Origin of the sequence: Pseudomonas sp. (genome assembly GCF_030150285.1) — a bacterium.
GTDB lineage: Bacteria > Pseudomonadota > Gammaproteobacteria > Pseudomonadales > Pseudomonadaceae > Aquipseudomonas.
The window spans coordinates 79,644-96,474 of the sequence record NZ_JASLGE010000063.1; the positions used below are offsets into that span (position 1 = coordinate 79,644).

Consider the following 16,831-nt stretch of genomic DNA (forward strand, 5'->3'; position numbering starts at 1 on the left):
TTGCTCGCGGTCTTCTACCCGAAAGATCGCGAGCCTTTGAGCCGAATCAGCCGCGTATCAGCCGACCTGACGCGGTATGCGATACAGGTAAAACAACACCAGCGTCGACACGGTCAGCAGCAGTAAAGGCACACCTTCCAGCCCGACAAATACGGCAAGCGCCCCAACCCATACGGGCAGCCCGGCGGCCAGCAATGCCGTGTGTCGAACGCGGGCCAAGTGCGCCCAGGCAGCGGGCTCTTGCGGGGTATCCAGCGCTTTTTGCAGCGCAATCAAACCCTGCTTGTACGGCCCGAAAAACCGCAGCGTCGCGAACATCGACACCACGCCCGCAATAAAGAACGGCATCGTCAGGGACGGTAACAAGGGCTCGGTTTTGCCGAAAAACCCGTTGGCCAACAGCAACGGCAACAGGGTCAACACGAGTTGCTGCCACCAGCTGAAGCTCATGCGCCGACGGATCTGCCCACGGGTCACGCCGGGTCCGCCTCGCTTTGGTGCTGATTGCCCATCATGTGGCCCAGTTTGTTGGCCTTGGTCGCCAAGTACAGCTTGTTGTGCGGGTTATGCCCGGTATGCAGCGGCACGCGCTCCGCCACGTTAATGCCCATGTCGGTCAATGCTTTGACCTTGCGCGGGTTGTTGGTCATCAAACGTAACGACTTCACGCCCAAGTGTTCCAGCATCGGCAAGCAAATCGCATAGTCGCGCTGGTCGGCGGCAAAGCCCAGGCGCTCGTTGGCCTCAACCGTGTCAGCGCCGCCATCTTGCAACTCGTAGGCACGAAGTTTGTTCAACAAGCCAATACCACGGCCCTCCTGACGCAGGTACAGCAGCACCCCACGGCCTTCACGGGCGATGGCCTGCAGCGCGGCTTCCAGCTGCGAACCACAGTCACAACGCTGACTGAACAGGGCGTCGCCCGTCAGGCACTCGGAATGAACCCGGCCCAGCACGGGTGCGCCATCAGCCACGTCGCCCAAACTGAGCACAACGTGTTCACGACCCGTGGCTTGCTCAAGGAAGCCATGCAGGGTGAATTCGGCAAAGGGGGTGGGTAACTTGCAAGCGGCAACAAAAGCGACGGGCACCGTGTGCTCCTGATCTATTTGAGGACTGGATTTTAGCAACCGCGGCATTGTAACAGGACGTTCCTACAGACGCTTAGGCTGAATTGTCGGCGATAAATATCTAAAAGTTTGATGGCTTTACGGCCTCGGTCGTTGCTGCCAAACGCTGCGCTAAAAGCCGCAAAACCTTTAGGCCCAACCCCCCCCCCTTCCGGCAGCGACTAAGGGGCTACGTCAGCCGCCAAAATGTTGGTAACCGTGCACGGCCGGGGTGATGTCCTGCCCGTCCGTGTCCAGCAGGTTGACGCCCCGGCCTTCCACCACCCGGCCCACCACATGGATCGGCCAGCCATCAGCCAGCAGTGTCGGCAGTTCAAGCGCAGGCAAAGTAAACGCCAGCACATAGTCATCACCGCCACTCAACGCAGCCTGTTGCGCCCCCGCCTCGCCCAGAAACGCTTCCAGCGCCGGCGACAGCGGCACCCGGTCGAGTTCAATCACCAGACCGACGCCCGAGGCCGCAGCAATATGCCCGCAGTCCGCCAGCAGGCCATCAGAGATATCCAGCGCCGAGGTGGCCTTGCCCCGCAAGGCCTGGCCCAACGCCAACTGGGGTTGCGGCGACCAATAGTGCGCCAGCAGGGGTTCGCTGAGTAATGGCTCAGCCTGACGCTGGCCCAACACCAGCGGTAAGGCTCCCGCCGCATTGCCCAGTTCGCCACCCACACACAGCAGGTCACCCGGCTGCGCACCGCTGCGGGTCAGCGCCTTGCCCTGGGGCACACGCCCGAACACCGTCAACGTCAGGCACAACGGCCCGCGGGTGGTGTCGCCGCCGACCAAACGTAAACCACACCCCTGGGCCATCAGGTTCAACCCGCAGGCAAAGGCGTGCAACCAGTCGGCTTCAACCGTCGGCACCGTCAGGGCAAGGGTAAACGCGAGAGGCGTTGCGCCCATGGCCGCCAAGTCGCTGGCCGCCACCGCCAGCGAACGCTGACCGAGCAAAAAAGGATCGCAGGGGTCTGCAAAATGCACCCCGGCAACCAGGGTGTCAGTGGAAACGGCCAGTTGTTCCCCGAAGGGAACATCCAGCAGGGCACAATCGTCGCCGATGCCCAGCGCAACGCCCTCGCCGCCTTGCGCACAGGGCGCAGCGGCGAAGACAGTGCGGATCAGCTCAAATTCGCCCATGACGCACCGCGCTGGTTAGCGCTTGAACGCCTTGACTTCGGCTTCGCGCAAACGCGGTGCCAGCTTGTCGAGTACACCGTTGACGAACTTGTGGCCATCGGTGGAGCCAAACACTTTGGCCAGCTCGATGCCTTCGTTGATGACAACGCGGTAAGGCACGTCGACACGCTTGATCAGTTCCCACGTGGACAGACGCAGCACCGACAGTTCAACCGGGTCCAGCTCTTCGATTTCGATGTCCAGGCAAGGCTTCAGGGCACCGTCGATCTCGGTTCTGTGGGCAGGCACGCCGTGCAGGATTTCGCGGAAGTACGCCGCGTCCACGTCGGTGAAGTCGTTATCGACGCGGAACTGCGCTTCGATTTCGTTCAACGATTGCTTGGCCATGTGCCATTGGTACAGAGCCTGAGTCGCAAGCTGACGCGCTTCGCGGCGCTTGGCACTTTTGGAAGGCTTGCCAGCGTCCGCAGGTTTTGGATCGCGCGGGTTGAAACGATCGCTTTCGTCGGAAATCACTTGGCCTCCAACTGTGCCAGCAGGCTGACCATTTCGAGGGCGGACAAGGCAGCTTCAGCGCCTTTGTTGCCGGCTTTGGTGCCGGAACGCTCGATAGCTTGCTCGATCGAATCAACAGTCAGTACACCGAAGGCAACCGGCACACCGAACTGCATCGACACCTGGGACAGGCCCTTGGTGCATTCACCGGCCACGTATTCGAAGTGCGGGGTACCGCCACGAATCACAGCGCCCAAGGCGATGATGGCGGCGAACTCATTGCGCTGAGCTACTTTTTGCGCAACCAGCGGGATTTCGAACGCACCCGGTGCACGGATGATGGTGATGTCGCTTTCGTTCACACCGTGGCGAACCAGGGCATCAACGGCACCACTCACCAGGCTTTCGACGACGAAGCTGTTGAAGCGGCCGACGATCAGCGCGTAGCGGCCTTTGGGGGCGATGAAGGTACCTTCGATGGTCTTCAGGGTCATTCGGTATGTCTCGTATTAAAGAGCCAGAACGCACTTTCGTGCGTTCTTGAGGATATAGGGGCCACGAATTGGGGACTGGAAATGCCCGGTCTTTATTCGGAGGGCACGTATTCTACAACTTCCAGATCGAAACCGGATATGGCATTGAACTTCATTGGTGAACTCATCAGGCGCAATTTGCGCACACCGAGGTCACGCAGGATCTGCGAACCGGCCCCGACGATGCTGTAAGTCGTCGGTGTTTTCACCGGCGCGGCGTCTGCCGTCTCGCGGATTTGCGCCAGCAACACATCGCCGTCCAGCGGGTGCCCCAACAACAGCACCACACCACTGCCCGCCTCTGCCACCGCGGCCATGGCGGCGCGCAAGCTCCAGCGACCGGGCTGCTTGACCATCAACAGGTCGCGCAAAGGGTCCATGTTGTGCACGCGCACCAGCGTCGGCTCTTCGGCGCAGATCTTGCCCAGGGTCAGTGCCATGTGCACATCGCCTTCCACCGAATCACGATAGGTCACCAGGTTGAATTGGCCCAGTTCGCTGTCCAGTGGCTGCTCGGCAATCCGCTGAACGGTACGCTCATGGATCATCCGATAGTGGATCAAGTCGGCAATGGTGCCGATTTTAATGCCGTGCTCGGCGGCAAAGGTTTCCAGTTCCGGGCGACGGGCCATCGTACCGTCGTCGTTCATCACTTCGCAGATCACGCCACTGGGCTCAAAGCCAGCCATGCGCGCCAGGTCGCACGCGGCTTCCGTGTGACCGGCGCGAGCGAGCGTACCGCCCGCTTGCGCCATCAATGGGAAAATATGGCCCGGGCTGACGATGTCTTCGGCCTTGGCGTCTTTGGCTGCGGCGGCTTGTACCGTGCGGGCACGGTCGGCGGCCGAGATGCCGGTGGTCACGCCGGTGGCTGCTTCAATGGACACGGTGAACTTGGTGCCAAAACCGGAACCGTTGCGCGGTGCCATCAACGGCAACTTGAGCGTTTCGCAGCGCTCGCGGGTCATCGGCATGCAGATCAGCCCACGGGCAAAGCGCGCCATGAAGTTGATATGCTCGGCCTTGCAGCACTCGGCGGCCATGATCAGGTCGCCTTCGTTCTCGCGGTCTTCGTCATCCATCAGGATGACCATCTTGCCTTGGCGGATGTCTTCAACCAGTTCTTCGATGCTGTTGAGCGCCACGCGGCACCCCCTTATTTCAGGATTTGAGGTAGCCGTTGGCGGCCAGAAAACTTTCGCTGATGCCACCCGAGGTCGGCTCGGCGGCTTTTTCGCCCAGCAGCAGCCGCTCGAGGTAGCGCGCCAGCAAATCGACTTCAAGGTTGACCCGGCGACCTGGACGATAGTCGCCCATGATGGTTTCGCTCAGGGTGTGCGGAATAATCGTGAGAGAGAACTCTGCGCCATTGACCGAGTTGACCGTCAGGCTGGTGCCGTCGACGGTGATCGAACCTTTATGGGCGATGTACTTGGCCAGCTCCTTGGGCGCACGGATGCGGAATTCGATGGCCCGGGCGTTCTCTTCACGGGCAATCACTTCACCCACACCATCGACGTGGCCGCTTACCAGGTGGCCGCCCAGCCGCGTGGTCGGGGTCAGGGCTTTTTCCAGGTTGACCCGGCTGCCGCTTTTCAACTCATTGAACGCGGTGCAATCCAGCGTTTCGCGGCTGACGTCAGCCATAAAGCCGTCACCCGGCAATTCAACGGCGGTCAGGCAAACGCCATTGATTGCGATGCTGTCGCCGAGTTTGACGTCGCTCAGGTCGAGCTTGCCGGTCTCTACATAAACCCGCACATCGCCGCCCTTTGGGGTCAGTGCGCGGATGCTGCCGATGGATTCAATGATGCCGGTAAACATGGGCGTTCCCCTTGAGAACAGAACCTGCACTAAAACAGAGGCTAAGAATTATACGCTCGCGGGCGGCACAGGTATGGCGGTGACTCGCCAGTCATCGCCTACCGCGCGCATTTCAGTAATTTTGAGCAATGGCGCTTCGCGCATATGGGTCAATGGCAGCTCCAGCAACGGCCGAGCGGTAGAGCCCAGAAACTTGGCGGCAATGAAAATCTGATATTCATCCACCAGGCCTTGTTCAGCAAAGGCACCGGCAAGGCTGGGGCCAGCTTCGACCAACACTTCGTTAACGCCCCGGGCAGCCAGCGCGACCAGCAGCTTACGCAAATCAACCTGGCCGTTGGCACCGTGAATCACCAGGCACTCGGGCCCGGTGCGGTATTGCTCGGCAGGGGGAACGCAGGTCGCAACCAGCGCCGGGCCAGCCTTGAAAAAGGGCGCATCCAGCGGCACCCGCAAACGCCCATCAACCAGCACCCGCAACGGCGGACGGCTAAGCGCCAGCGCGGTCAGCTCGGGGTCCAGGCCCAGTTCCGGGCCGCGTACGGTCAGGCGAGCGCCATCGGCCAACACGGTGTCCGCACCGGTCAACACCACGCTGGCCTGGGCCCGCAGACGCTGCACAGCCGAACGGGCTGCCGGGCCCGTGATCCACTGGCTTTCACCGTTGGCCATGGCTGTACGCCCATCAAGGCTCATCGCCATTTTGACCCGCACAAACGGCAACCCGTGTTCCATACGCTTGAGGAACCCCGGGTTAAGGGCACGCGCCTGGGCTTCAAGTACGCCGCTGCACACCTCGATCCCGGCATCGGCCAAGCGCTTGAGGCCGCGCCCGGCGACTTCCGGGTTGGGGTCTTGCATGGCCGCGACCACCCGCGCCACCCCGGCCGTGATCAACCCTTCAGCACACGGCGGGGTGTGGCCGTAATGGCTGCATGGTTCGAGGGTGACGTAAGCGGTGGCACCACGCGCCTGTGCGCCTGCCGCACGCAAGGCGTGGACTTCGGCATGGGGCTCGCCGGTACGGACATGCCAGCCCTCGCCGACAACCTGCCCGTCGCGCACGATCACGCAACCGACCCGTGGGTTGGGGTGGGTGGTGTACAGCCCCTTGCGCGCCAGTTCGAGGGCGCGCGCCATGTAATGGGCGTCTAAAACGGATTGTTCAATGGACAGCGTCATTGTTTTGAAGGCTCACGGGCAAGTCGGTCGATCTCTTCACGGAACTCGTTGAGGTCCTGGAAACGTCGATAAACCGAAGCGAAACGGATGTAGGCCACTTCGTCGAGCTTTTGCAATTCGCCCATGACCAGCTCACCGACCACAAGGGACTTGACCTCGCGCTCTCCGGTGGCACGCAGCTTACTTTTGATGTGGGCCAGCGCCGCTTCAAGGCGCTCGACACTCACGGGGCGCTTTTCCAGCGCGCGCTGCATGCCGGCACGCAGTTTTTCTTCGTCGAACGGCTGACGGCTGCCGTCTTGCTTGATAAGGCGCGGTAACACCAACTCGGCTGTTTCAAAGGTAGTGAAACGCTCACCACAAGCCAGGCATTCACGCCGGCGACGCACCTGGTCGCCCTCGGCAACCAGACGCGAGTCAATGACTTTGGTGTCGTTGGCACCGCAGAAGGGACAGTGCATGGTGGCAGCCAACAAAAATGGGGACCGCCATGTTAGCGCATCCCACTGGCAAGACAAGCCATAGGCTTTACGGTATACAGTCCGCCGACTACGTTTTACATCACCTGTTACGTCCACTGACACGCCGCTGGAGCCTTCCATGTCGCTACGATCGTTTGTTTTGCCGTGCCTGGCCTGTTTGCTGGTCGCCTGCAGCAGCGGGCCGCAATCACCGGCTCAACCCCAAGTGTTAGTGCAGCCGCAAACCGATGCACCGGTCGACCTGGGCCCGTTGCCGGCCTATCAGCGTGAACTGAGCGGCGTGCTGACCGGCGCACCGGCAGGGGCCGAGGTTGAGCTGGCCATGCTGATCGTCGACGCGCGCGGGCGCCCACAAGGGCTGATGGCCAGCAGCAAGATCATCGGCAACAACCAACCGTTACCGTTCACCTTGCGCTTCAACCCCGAGGCTTTCCCGGCGGGAGCACGGGTTGAACTGCGCGGGCGCGCCAGCCAGTCGGGGCAATTGATCTTGCACCTGCCGTCTCGCATTATCGGCCAGCCCTCCACTCAGGCTCTGGGCACCCTGGCTTTCGTCAAGGCCCCATGAAAACACCTCTGGGCCTGCAACAGTCCTTGAGTGAACTTCTGGGCGATGCCCGGTTGGTGGTCACCGACTTGCCCGAGACAACGCTCAAGTTGTGGCTGATCGACGCCCACAACATGGACCGCGCCTTCACGCCCGACGAGACCCGGCGCATCCTTTACGAGCCGCCCTACTGGGCCTTTTGCTGGGCCAGCGGCCTGGCCTTGGCGCGTTACCTGGCCGCCCGGCCACGGTGGGTCCAGGGCAAGCGGGTGCTGGATTTCGGCGCAGGTTCCGGCGTGGCCGCGATCGCTGCCGCCAAGGCCGGAGCCCTCGAAGTGGTGGCCTGCGACCTCGACCCTCTGGCACTCGCGGCTTGCCGAGCCAATGCTGAACTCAATCAGGTCGAATTGGGCTATAGCCCTGACTTCTTTGCCGAAGCAGATCGCTTCGACCTGGTGCTGGTGGCGGATGTGCTGTACGACCGTGAAAACCTGCCGTTGCTGGATCAGTTCCTGAGCCGCGGCCAGCAAACACTGGTGGCAGACTCCCGAGTGCGCGATTTCAAACATCCGCGCTATCGACAACTGGGCAGCCTCAAGGCCTTGACCTTGCCGGACCTGGCCGAGCCCCACGAATTTCGCAACGTGAGCCTGTATCACGCGCAGCGCTAGCACACCGCTTTCAGGCCGCACCCGCAGCCTTTATAGTTGCCCTCACTTACCTGTTTCGAGACCCACAATGACTCAGCCAAAGCCTTCTTTCAGTTTCGACGTGACCTCAGCAGATTTTGACAAGCAGGTGGTCGAAGCGTCGTTCGAACAACCTGTTCTGGTGGATTTTTGGGCCGACTGGTGCGCACCGTGCAAAGTGATGCTGCCGATTCTTGAGCAGATCGCCGAGGACTATCAGGGCGAACTGCTGCTGGCCAAGGTCAACTGCGACGTCGAGCAGGACATTGTAGGCCGCATTGGCATTCAAACCTTGCCGACGGTTGTGTTGTTCAAAGACGGAAAAGTCGTCGACGGCTTCCAGGAGGCACAACCCGAGTCTGCGATACGGGCCATGCTTGAAAAGCATGTCGAGTTGCCAGCACCCGCCGAGGAAGACCCGATGGTGCAGGTGCAGGCCCTCTTTGCAGAGCGCCGCTTTGCCGATGCCGAAGCCCGGCTCAAAGACGTGCTGACAGAAAACAACACTAACGCCCTGGCGTTGATTCTGTACGGGCGCTGCCTGGCTGAACGCGGTGAGCTGACGGAGGCTCAAGCCGTGTTGGACGCGGTGAAGAGCGACGAGTACAAAGCCGAGCTGGCCGGAGCCAAGGCGCAACTGACCTTTTTGCGTCAGGCCGCCGACCTGCCTGACGTAGCCGACCTGAAAAGCCGCGTGGCGCAAAACCCGCAAGACGATGAAGCGGCTTACCAACTGGCGGTTCAACAACTGGCGCGCCAGCAATATGAAGGGGCGCTTGAAGGGCTGCTGAGGCTGTTTGTGCGTAACCGCAGCTATAACGAAGGCATCACCCACAAAACCCTGCTGCAAGTGTTCGACCTGCTGGGCAGCGACCACCCGCTGGTCAAAACCTACCGCCGCAAATTGTTTGCTGCGCTGTATTAAGCCTCCCTGCCTTGCTCGCGACCTCGACCGGCTGCTCCTACGGATGGCAGCGTTTGTAGGAACGAGCTTGCTCGTGATCTTTTGATCTGGCTTTTGATCTAAAAGGGCCCCCTCAAACCACGCTGGCCGAACGCGGGTTAGCCGCGACACGGCCAAAGATGGCCGATCGCGGCGTGCCCACGGAGCAAAGCCTGTGTGAGGGCATGCCGAGCCACAGCGAGGCACCGAGTGGTAGGGGCATGAGCGTTTGGTTACTTTGCGCTCCATCAAAGTAACACGGCGTAAAGCCGGAACCTTAAGTGGCCGTGACCGCAGCAATGGATAGGATTGCTGCACGACAGCGCGGCTGTCATTGAGCGTTTAAAGATCAAAAGATCGCGAGCAAGCTCGCTCCTACGCACCCTTCCCCCCCGCAAAACAAGGTTCTGTAGGAACAGCCGGTCGACGCTCGATTGCTCGTGATCTTTTGATCGTTAAAACCTCGCGCCTACAAAACCGCAGGTTTGTTTTATTCGATCCAGCTGTAAACAGGTGAGTCGGCACCGCTGACGACCTTGACCTGCGCGCAATGGCGCAAGCGCACCAGCAAGCGCTTGCCTGCGCCCGTACTGCCGGTTAACGCTTCGAGCTGCCCCAATAACTCCGGCCCGGTCATTTGCCCGGCGGCGCGCAACAGGCCTTTGGTCGTCTCCCAGAGGGCGTCGTCCTGACTCACCGGCCTGGCCGATGACGAGCTCGCTGGTGCATCAGCCACAGGCACCTGCGCGCCCAGCTTCGCCCAATCTGCTTCATCCAGCTCGACCGTCAAATCCACCGGCCATTCACCGATTGTTCCGCGAATACGTACCATCGTCCCGTTCCTCAAGTTTCATGAAGACATGCTCCCATGCGTCTTGCGTAACGCCAAGCACACGGGCAAACTCTCGCAACATTGTTATAAGATCACATAACAAAACATGTGCACTTTCTTGCTGGAGTCCCGCTATGCGCCGTTTGTTTCTTGCTTTGCCGTTTGTGCTGTTGCCACTGGCCATGGCCAATGCCGCCGACGCGCATGATCACGACCATGAACACGACAGCCTCCCCCCCCATGAACATGGCGTCGGCAGCTTGAATGTTGCGCTGGATGGTCAAACGCTGGAGCTGGACCTGGACGGCCCATCGATAAACCTCGTGGGCTTTGAGCACATAGCCACCACTGATGCGGATAAGGCCAAGGTCAACGCAGCGCGCAAGCAACTGGAAGACCCACACACCTTGTTCAGCCTGCCCAAAGCTGCTGGTTGCACCACTGAAGCACAGGAACTGGAGAGCCCATTGTTTGATCCGGCCCCCGAAGAAAGCACCGCAAAAGGCGGGCACCACCACAGCGATATCGACGTGCATTACGCCTTTACCTGCAGCAAGCCTGACGGGTTAAAGTCACTGGATCTGGCTCAATTCTTCAAAACCTTCCCAGGCACTCATAGCCTCAAGGTGCAATTGATTGGCCCAAGCGGTCAGCAATCGGTGGTGGTCACTTCAAAAGCGCCTACTGTCACGTTTTAAGCCTTGGCAGGAGCGGGCACACTCGCTCTTGTACACCTCCCCCGCTGGCTACCCGCACCTCATTACAGGCGATTTTTCCTCCCCATGACCCAAGCACTTATCGAACTCAGCGACCTGCGTTTCAGTTGGCCGGGGCAGCCCGTGTTACTGGATATCCCCGCCTTTCGCCTGGAGCCCGGTGAAACGCTGTTTCTCAAAGGGCCAAGCGGTAGTGGCAAAACCACCTTACTGGGGTTGCTCGGTGGGGTACAAATGGCGGAGGGCGGCAGCGTTCGTTTGCTGGGCCAGGAACTGGGGCAACTCGGTTCGGGGGCCCGCGATCGCTTTCGGGTCGACCACACCGGCTATATCTTTCAGCAGTTCAATTTGCTGCCATTTCTATCGGTACGCGAGAACGTTGAACTGCCCTGCCACTTTTCCACACTGCGTGCCCGCCGCGCCGCACAGCGCCACGGCAGTGTGAATAACGCCGCACGCACCCTGCTCGCGCACCTGGGCCTCAAAGACCCGGCACTGCTGGAACGGCGAGCAGACTCACTGTCCATCGGCCAACAACAACGAGTGGCTGCCGCCCGCGCGCTGATCGGCCAGCCTGAACTGGTGATCGCCGATGAGCCGACGTCGGCCCTCGACGCCGACGCACGCGAAGCCTTTATCCAGCTGCTGTTTGCCGAATGCCGCGAGGCAGGTGCCAGCCTGCTGTTTGTCAGTCACGACCAAAGCCTGGCCCCACTCTTCGACCGCAACTTGTCGCTGTCTGAACTCAATCGCGCCGCTCAATCGGCAGAGGTCTGAGATGTATTTGTTTCGTCTTGCCCTGGCCAGCCTGGCTAACCGGCGCTTCACCGCACTGCTGACAGCCTTCGCCATTGCCTTGTCGGTGTGCCTGTTGTTGGCGGTGGAACGCGTGCGCACCGAAGCCCGCGCCAGCTTTGCCAGCACCATCAGTGGCACCGACCTGATCGTGGGAGCCCGTTCAGGCTCGGTCAATTTGCTGTTGTATTCCGTGTTCCGGATTGGCAATGCCACCAACAATATTCGTTGGGACAGTTATGAGCATTTCGCCCACAACCCCAAAGTGAAATGGGCCATTCCCATGTCGCTGGGTGATTCCCATCGCGGCTATCGGGTAATGGGCACCAGCGAGGCCTACTTTGAACATTATCAGTATGGCCACCGGCAAAACCTGAAGCTGGCTGCAGGCCGCGCATTTGCTACTGACCCGTTTGAAGTCGTCCTCGGTGCCGAAGTGGCTGATGCCTTGCACTACACGCTCGGCGATAAACTGGTACTGGCCCACGGTGTGGCAGCGGTGAGCCTGGTCAAGCATGACGACAAGCCCTTTACCGTGGTCGGTATCCTCGAACGCACCGGCACCCCGGTCGACCGCACCTTACATATCAGCCTGGGCGGCATGGAAGCGATCCACATTGACTGGCATAACGGCGTTCCGGCCCGCGGTGCCGGGCGAATCAGTGCCGATCAGGCTCGTAACATGGACCTCACACCGCAGGCCATCACCGCGTTTATGGTGGGCTTGAACAGCAAAATTTCGACCTTCGCCCTGCAACGTGAGATCAACGATTTTCGTGGCGAACCCATGATGGCGATCTTGCCCGGCGTGGCGCTGCAAGAACTGTGGAGTTTGATGAGTACCGCTGAAAAGGCGCTGTTTGTGGTGTCGCTGTTCGTGGTACTGACGGGCCTGATCGGCATGCTGACGGCCATTTTGACCAGCCTTAATGAACGGCGTCGCGAGATGGCCATTCTGCGCTCAGTGGGTGCCCGGCCCTGGCACATTGCAACGCTGCTGGTGTTCGAGGCATTGGCCCTGGCACTGGCCGGAGTGATTGCCGGGGTCGCTTTGCTTTACGCAGGCATCGCCCTGGCCCAGGGGTATGTGCAATCCAACTACGGGCTCTACTTGCCCCTGGCCTGGCCAAGTGAATATGAATGGGCCCTGCTCGGCGGTATTCTGGCGGCCGCCCTGCTAATGGGCTGCGTGCCAGCCTGGCGCGCCTACCGACAATCGCTGGCCGATGGCCTGTCCATTCGTTTATGAGTGCCGTGCTATGAATACGTCTGTGTTGTCACGAGTGGTGCTGGCATTGTGGATGCTGATGTCCACGTCGCTGTGGGCGGCCGGCTCGAAAGAACTGACCTGGGCCGAGATGATTCCGCCCGACGCACCGCCTGAAGTCCCGAACATGACGCCCCTGCATGACCTCTCCCAATTGGGCAATCTGGACCCGGAAGCCGCACCCGCGGCCAAACAGGACTTGCCCGATGCCCCCGTGGTGTCCGCGCTGGACGGCCAACTTATCCGCTTGCCGGGCTATATCGTGCCGCTTGAAGTGAGCGAAGACGGCCGCACCACCGACTTTCTGCTGGTGCCGTATTTCGGTGCGTGTATTCACGTGCCGCCTCCGCCCTCTAACCAGATCGTACATGTGACCAGCAAAGAAGGCGTCAGGCTTGATGAGCTGTACCAGCCGTACTGGATAGAAGGCGCGATGCAGGTCAAGCCGAGCACCAGCGAATTGGCCGATGCAGGCTATCAAATGGAGGCGCAAAAAATCGTTGTCTACGAACTGCCCGAGTGAAGCCCGGCCGCTAAAACCAAGATAGCGCCGACAGACTGCGCACCAAATGACGAATTTTTCACAAACTCACCCTTCATTGAGCTGGGTCAACAGAAGCGCGCCAACCGCTCTTTACCATGGGTTATAACGTTTAAATATCCCAATGGAGCTCCCATGCACAAGTCTCTGCTCAGCGCCGCCGCTCTGGCGATTGCCGTCGTCACACCTCTGGCCCACGCACACACCGAAGGCGACATCATCGTGCGGGCCGGTGCTATCACGGTAAACCCTAAAGCCGACAGCTCCAGCGTCAAGGTCGACCAGGGGCCGATCGCAGGTACAGACCTGGGCGGCAAGGCAACCATGAGCAGCAACACGCAATTGGGTCTCAACTTCGCTTACATGGTGACTGACCATGTGGGTATCGAACTGCTGGCCGCTACGCCGTTTGAGCACGACGTCAAACTCAAAGGCACCAGCCTGCCCTCCGCCAACGGCAAATTGGGCAGCCTCAAACACTTGCCACCGACCTTGAGCGTTGTGTACTACCCGCTGGACAACAAGTCCGCATTCCAACCCTATGTCGGTGCTGGCATCAACTACACCTGGATCTACGACGAGCACGTTGGCAGCCGCGCCACCACTGCAGGCTTCGACAACTTCAAAGCCAAAAACTCGTGGGGCCTGGCCTGGCAGATCGGTGCTGACTACATGCTGACCGACAACATCATGATCAACGCCCAAGCGCGTTACATTGATATCGATACCCGGGCTACCGTAGAAAACAACGCCGTCGCCCCTGGCACACGCGCCAAGGTCAACGTCGACGTGGACCCATTCGTTTACATGGTGGGTTTGGGTTACAAGTTTTAATAAGCCCCATGAAAAAGGCACCTTGCGGTGCCTTTTTTTTTGCAGCAGTTAATCCCTGTCGCGAATCAGCAATGGCTTCAAATAGAACCCTGTGTGCGATTGCGGCATGTCAGCGACTTCTTCAGGTGTGCCGGTTGCAATAATTTGCCCGCCCTTGGAACCGCCCTCTGGCCCCAGGTCCACCAGCCAGTCGGCCGTCTTGATCACATCCAGGTTGTGCTCGATCACCACCACCGTGTTGCCGTGATCGCGAAGCCGATGCAGCACATCCAGTAATTGCTGGATATCCGCAAAGTGCAAACCGGTTGTAGGTTCATCAAGGATATACAACGTCTTGCCGGTATCTCGCTTGGACAGCTCGCGGGACAACTTCACCCGTTGCGCCTCACCGCCTGACAGCGTTGTGGCGGATTGCCCCAGCTTGATATACGAAAGCCCTACGTCCATCAGCGTTTGCAGCTTACGCGCCAGCGCAGGGACGGCATCAAAGAACGTGCGCGCTTCTTCGATGGTCATTTCCAGCACTTCGTGAATGCTTTTGCCCTTGTATTTGACCTCAAGGGTTTCGCGGTTGTATCGCTTGCTCTTGCACACATCGCAAGGCACATAGATGTCCGGCAGAAAGTGCATTTCCACCTTGATCAGGCCATCGCCCTGGCAGGCCTCGCAGCGCCCACCCTTCACGTTGAAAGAGAAACGCCCCGGCCCGTAGCCGCGAGAGCGGGACTCCGGCACGCCCGAGAACAGTTCGCGGATGGGGGTGAACAAACCCGTGTAGGTCGCCGGATTGGAGCGCGGGGTGCGGCCAATCGGGCTTTGATCGATATCGACCACTTTGTCCAGGTGCTCCAGCCCCTTGATGCTGTCATGGGCCGCCGCTTCGAGAGTGGTTGCACCGTTCAGGGCAGTCGCGCTGAGGGGGTAAAGCGTGTTGTTGATCAGGGTCGACTTGCCAGAACCGGACACGCCGGTTACGCACGTCAGCAGGCCAATCGGGATCTCCAGGTCAACATTGCGCAGGTTGTTGCCGCGTGCGCCCTTGAGCGACAGGGTCAGCTTTTTGTTGCGCGGCGTGCGTTTGCCAGGCACGGCAATCTTCACCCGGCCCGACAGGTATTTGCCGGTCAACGAATCCGGATGGGCCATGACTTCAGCGGGCGTGCCTTGGGCAACGATATGCCCGCCATGCACCCCGGCACCGGGGCCGATGTCCACCACATAGTCGGCCAAACGGATGGCGTCTTCGTCATGCTCGACCACGATCACGGTGTTGCCGATGTCACGCAAATGCTTGAGGGTCTCCAGCAAGCGATCATTATCGCGCTGGTGCAGGCCAATCGACGGCTCGTCGAGAATGTACAACACGCCCACCAGGCCGGCACCAATCTGGCTGGCCAGCCGAATACGCTGGGCCTCACCACCGGACAAGGTGTCAGCACTGCGGTCCAGTGACAGGTAGTCGAGCCCCACATTCACGAGAAACTGCAAGCGCTCACGAATTTCCTTAAGAATCTTTTCCGCGATTTCACCACGGCGCCCGGTCAGGCTCAGCGTGCTGAAGTACTCGGTGGCATCGCCAATCGGCAGGCTGGTCACTGCTGGCAGGGTTTTCTCGCCGATCCAGACATGGCGTGCCTCGCGGCGCAAACGTGTGCCCCGGCAGTCCGGGCAGGACTGCGTGCTGAGGAACTTGGCCAGTTCTTCGCGCACGGTCGCTGACTCGGTTTCGCGATAACGTCGCTCAAGGTTAGGCACGATGCCTTCAAAGGGGTGGGCACGCTTGACGATGTCGCCGCGATCATTCAGATAGCGGAAGTCCACATTTTGGGTGCCGCTGCCGTACAGGATGACTTTTTGCTTGTCAGCAGGCAGCTCACTGAACGGCACTTCCAGGCTGAAATCGTAATGCTTGGCCAAAGCACCCAGCATCTGGAAGTAATAGACGTTTCGCCTGTCCCAGCCGCGTATAGCACCTTCGGCCAATGTCAGTTCGCCATTAACCAGACGTTTGATGTCGAAGAACTGCTTCACCCCAAGGCCATCGCACGTTGGGCATGCACCCGCGGGGTTGTTGAAGGAAAAAAGCTTGGGCTCCAACTCGCTGATCGCATGACCGCAAATCGGGCAGGCGAAGCGCGCCGAGAAGATCATTTCTTCGCCGGGCTCATCGTCCATGGGCGCGACCAGCGCAATACCGTCTGCCAGTTTCAGCGCGGTTTCGAACGACTCGGCCAGGCGCTGCTGCAAGTCGGCCCGCACTTTAAAGCGGTCGACCACCACATCAATGGTGTGCTTCTTCTGCTTGTCGAGTTTTGGCAGCTCGTCCAGTTCGCAGAGCTTGCCATTGACCCGGGCGCGTACAAAACCTTGCGCGCGTAGCTCTTCAAACACCGAAAGGTGCTCGCCCTTGCGTTCACGAATCACGGGAGCAAGCAGCATAAGCTTGCTGCCCTCGGGTTGTGCCAGCACCAGGTCGACCATTTGGCTGACGGTTTGGGCTTCGAGGGGGATATCGTGGTCAGGGCAACGCGGGATACCTACGCGGGCATACAGCAAGCGCAGGTAATCGTAAATTTCAGTGATGGTGCCAACCGTTGACCGCGGGTTGTGCGACGTGGATTTCTGCTCGATGGAAATCGCTGGCGACAGGCCTTCGATCGTGTCGACGTCGGGCTTTTCCATCATCGACAGAAATTGACGCGCGTAGGCCGATAACGACTCGACATAGCGACGCTGACCTTCGGCATACAAGGTATCGAATGCCAATGAAGATTTGCCGGAGCCAGACAGTCCGGTGATGACGATCAGTTTGTCCCGTGGCAGGGTCAAGTCGATGTTCTTCAGGTTGTGGGTTCGTGCCCCACGTATCAGGATCTTGTCCACTGCG

General features: G+C 60.0%; 19 protein-coding genes. 8 read left to right on the plus strand and 11 right to left on the minus strand.

Going from position 1 to position 16,831, the window contains the following annotated elements:
* Positions 1-57 precede the first annotated feature (57 nt).
* From Q1W15_RS14405 to nrdR, 9 genes are all read right to left on the minus strand, one after another.
* The gene (locus Q1W15_RS14405) at positions 58-477 is read right to left on the minus strand and encodes an MFS transporter (protein ID WP_300729658.1); all 420 of its coding nucleotides are present in this window, start codon (positions 475-477) and stop codon (positions 58-60) included.
* Positions 474-1,091 carry a GTP cyclohydrolase II gene (gene ribA, locus Q1W15_RS14410; RefSeq protein WP_300729660.1) on the minus strand — a complete coding sequence of 206 codons (618 nt, stop codon included), beginning with the start codon at positions 1,089-1,091 and terminating at the stop codon, positions 474-476. The genes Q1W15_RS14405 and ribA overlap by 4 nt, the downstream gene beginning before the upstream one ends.
* Positions 1,092-1,304: 213 nt before the next feature.
* Complete coding sequence (gene thiL / locus Q1W15_RS14415) at positions 1,305-2,264, minus strand: thiamine-phosphate kinase (protein ID WP_300729662.1); 960 nt, start codon at positions 2,262-2,264, stop codon at positions 1,305-1,307.
* Between the two features lie 15 nt (positions 2,265-2,279).
* Positions 2,280-2,780: a transcription antitermination factor NusB gene (gene nusB / locus Q1W15_RS14420; protein WP_300729664.1), complete on the minus strand. Its 501-nt coding sequence runs from the start codon at positions 2,778-2,780 to the stop codon at positions 2,280-2,282.
* Positions 2,777-3,253 (minus strand): 6,7-dimethyl-8-ribityllumazine synthase, encoded by a 477-nt coding sequence (gene ribE, locus Q1W15_RS14425; RefSeq protein WP_300729666.1) that lies wholly within the window; start codon positions 3,251-3,253, stop codon positions 2,777-2,779. Before ribE ends, nusB begins: the two co-directional genes overlap by 4 nt.
* Before the next feature lie 92 nt (positions 3,254-3,345).
* Positions 3,346-4,437: a bifunctional 3,4-dihydroxy-2-butanone-4-phosphate synthase/GTP cyclohydrolase II gene (gene ribBA / locus Q1W15_RS14430; protein ID WP_300729668.1), complete on the minus strand. Its 1,092-nt coding sequence runs from the start codon at positions 4,435-4,437 to the stop codon at positions 3,346-3,348.
* 16 nt (positions 4,438-4,453) lie between these two features.
* A complete protein-coding gene (locus Q1W15_RS14435) occupies positions 4,454-5,116 on the minus strand; it encodes a riboflavin synthase (protein ID WP_300729670.1) in 663 nt (220 codons plus the stop codon).
* Positions 5,117-5,164: 48 nt separating this feature from the next.
* On the minus strand, positions 5,165-6,298 hold the full coding sequence (gene ribD / locus Q1W15_RS14440) for a bifunctional diaminohydroxyphosphoribosylaminopyrimidine deaminase/5-amino-6-(5-phosphoribosylamino)uracil reductase RibD (protein ID WP_300729672.1): 1,134 nt from the start codon (positions 6,296-6,298) through the stop codon (positions 5,165-5,167).
* The gene (gene nrdR, locus Q1W15_RS14445) at positions 6,295-6,759 is read right to left on the minus strand and encodes a transcriptional regulator NrdR (protein WP_300729674.1); all 465 of its coding nucleotides are present in this window, start codon (positions 6,757-6,759) and stop codon (positions 6,295-6,297) included. Before nrdR ends, ribD begins: the two co-directional genes overlap by 4 nt.
* A 139-nt stretch (positions 6,760-6,898) precedes the next feature.
* On the opposite strand from nrdR, the gene Q1W15_RS14450 reads away from it, so the two are divergent.
* The 3 genes from Q1W15_RS14450 to trxA all read left to right on the plus strand — a co-directional run bounded on the left by Q1W15_RS14450 (position 6,899) and on the right by trxA (position 8,941).
* Entirely contained in the window at positions 6,899-7,348 is a 450-nt protein-coding gene (locus Q1W15_RS14450) for a YbaY family lipoprotein (protein WP_300729676.1), read from the plus strand.
* Positions 7,345-7,998 (plus strand): methyltransferase, encoded by a 654-nt coding sequence (locus tag Q1W15_RS14455; protein ID WP_300729678.1) that lies wholly within the window; start codon positions 7,345-7,347, stop codon positions 7,996-7,998. Before Q1W15_RS14450 ends, Q1W15_RS14455 begins: the two co-directional genes overlap by 4 nt.
* 67 nt (positions 7,999-8,065) lie before the next feature.
* The gene (gene trxA / locus Q1W15_RS14460; protein WP_300729679.1) at positions 8,066-8,941 is read left to right on the plus strand and encodes a thioredoxin; all 876 of its coding nucleotides are present in this window, start codon (positions 8,066-8,068) and stop codon (positions 8,939-8,941) included.
* A 508-nt stretch (positions 8,942-9,449) separates the two neighbouring features.
* Here the strand turns inward: trxA and Q1W15_RS14465 are convergent.
* Positions 9,450-9,791, minus strand: coding sequence for a hypothetical protein (locus Q1W15_RS14465; protein WP_300729680.1), 342 nt, complete (start codon positions 9,789-9,791; stop codon positions 9,450-9,452).
* 134 nt (positions 9,792-9,925) lie between these two features.
* Between Q1W15_RS14465 and Q1W15_RS14470 the strand changes: the two genes are divergently transcribed.
* The 5 genes from Q1W15_RS14470 (at position 9,926) to Q1W15_RS14490 (ending at position 13,944) form a co-directional block, all read left to right on the plus strand.
* Entirely contained in the window at positions 9,926-10,489 is a 564-nt protein-coding gene (locus Q1W15_RS14470; protein ID WP_300729681.1) for a DUF2796 domain-containing protein, read from the plus strand.
* 84 nt (positions 10,490-10,573) lie between these two features.
* Positions 10,574-11,284 (plus strand): ABC transporter ATP-binding protein, encoded by a 711-nt coding sequence (locus Q1W15_RS14475; protein ID WP_300729683.1) that lies wholly within the window; start codon positions 10,574-10,576, stop codon positions 11,282-11,284.
* A 1-nt stretch (position 11,285) separates the two neighbouring features.
* Positions 11,286-12,551, plus strand: a complete 1,266-nt coding sequence (locus Q1W15_RS14480; protein ID WP_300729685.1) for an ABC transporter permease — start codon at positions 11,286-11,288, stop codon at positions 12,549-12,551.
* A 10-nt stretch (positions 12,552-12,561) separates the two neighbouring features.
* On the plus strand, positions 12,562-13,092 hold the full coding sequence (locus Q1W15_RS14485) for a DUF3299 domain-containing protein (RefSeq protein WP_300729687.1): 531 nt from the start codon (positions 12,562-12,564) through the stop codon (positions 13,090-13,092).
* 153 nt (positions 13,093-13,245) lie between these two features.
* Complete coding sequence (locus tag Q1W15_RS14490) at positions 13,246-13,944, plus strand: OmpW family outer membrane protein (RefSeq protein WP_300729689.1); 699 nt, start codon at positions 13,246-13,248, stop codon at positions 13,942-13,944.
* A 48-nt stretch (positions 13,945-13,992) separates the two neighbouring features.
* Here the strand turns inward: Q1W15_RS14490 and uvrA are convergent, their stop codons facing one another.
* A complete protein-coding gene (gene uvrA / locus Q1W15_RS14495; RefSeq protein ID WP_300729691.1) occupies positions 13,993-16,827 on the minus strand; it encodes an excinuclease ABC subunit UvrA in 2,835 nt (944 codons plus the stop codon).
* Between the last annotated feature and the right edge of the window lie 4 nt (positions 16,828-16,831).

What these genes read in the sequence shown, in the direction of transcription:
- Q1W15_RS14475 (WP_300729683.1), top strand. Translation starts at nt 10,574, where the DNA reads ATGACCCAAGCACTTATCGAACTCAGCGACCTGCGTTTCAGTTGGCCG.
- thiL (WP_300729662.1), bottom strand. Translation starts at nt 2,264, where the DNA reads ATGGGCGAATTTGAGCTGATCCGCACTGTCTTCGCCGCTGCGCCCTGT.
- Q1W15_RS14470 (WP_300729681.1), top strand. Translation starts at nt 9,926, where the DNA reads ATGCGCCGTTTGTTTCTTGCTTTGCCGTTTGTGCTGTTGCCACTGGCC.
- Q1W15_RS14485 (WP_300729687.1), top strand. Translation starts at nt 12,562, where the DNA reads ATGAATACGTCTGTGTTGTCACGAGTGGTGCTGGCATTGTGGATGCTG.
- nrdR (WP_300729674.1), bottom strand. Translation starts at nt 6,759, where the DNA reads ATGCACTGTCCCTTCTGCGGTGCCAACGACACCAAAGTCATTGACTCG.
- Q1W15_RS14490 (WP_300729689.1), top strand. Translation starts at nt 13,246, where the DNA reads ATGCACAAGTCTCTGCTCAGCGCCGCCGCTCTGGCGATTGCCGTCGTC.
- ribD (WP_300729672.1), bottom strand. Translation starts at nt 6,298, where the DNA reads ATGACGCTGTCCATTGAACAATCCGTTTTAGACGCCCATTACATGGCG.
- Q1W15_RS14480 (WP_300729685.1), top strand. Translation starts at nt 11,286, where the DNA reads ATGTATTTGTTTCGTCTTGCCCTGGCCAGCCTGGCTAACCGGCGCTTC.
- Q1W15_RS14465 (WP_300729680.1), bottom strand. Translation starts at nt 9,791, where the DNA reads ATGGTACGTATTCGCGGAACAATCGGTGAATGGCCGGTGGATTTGACG.
- Q1W15_RS14455 (WP_300729678.1), top strand. Translation starts at nt 7,345, where the DNA reads ATGAAAACACCTCTGGGCCTGCAACAGTCCTTGAGTGAACTTCTGGGC.
- trxA (WP_300729679.1), top strand. Translation starts at nt 8,066, where the DNA reads ATGACTCAGCCAAAGCCTTCTTTCAGTTTCGACGTGACCTCAGCAGAT.
- ribE (WP_300729666.1), bottom strand. Translation starts at nt 3,253, where the DNA reads ATGACCCTGAAGACCATCGAAGGTACCTTCATCGCCCCCAAAGGCCGC.
- Q1W15_RS14435 (WP_300729670.1), bottom strand. Translation starts at nt 5,116, where the DNA reads ATGTTTACCGGCATCATTGAATCCATCGGCAGCATCCGCGCACTGACC.
- Q1W15_RS14450 (WP_300729676.1), top strand. Translation starts at nt 6,899, where the DNA reads ATGTCGCTACGATCGTTTGTTTTGCCGTGCCTGGCCTGTTTGCTGGTC.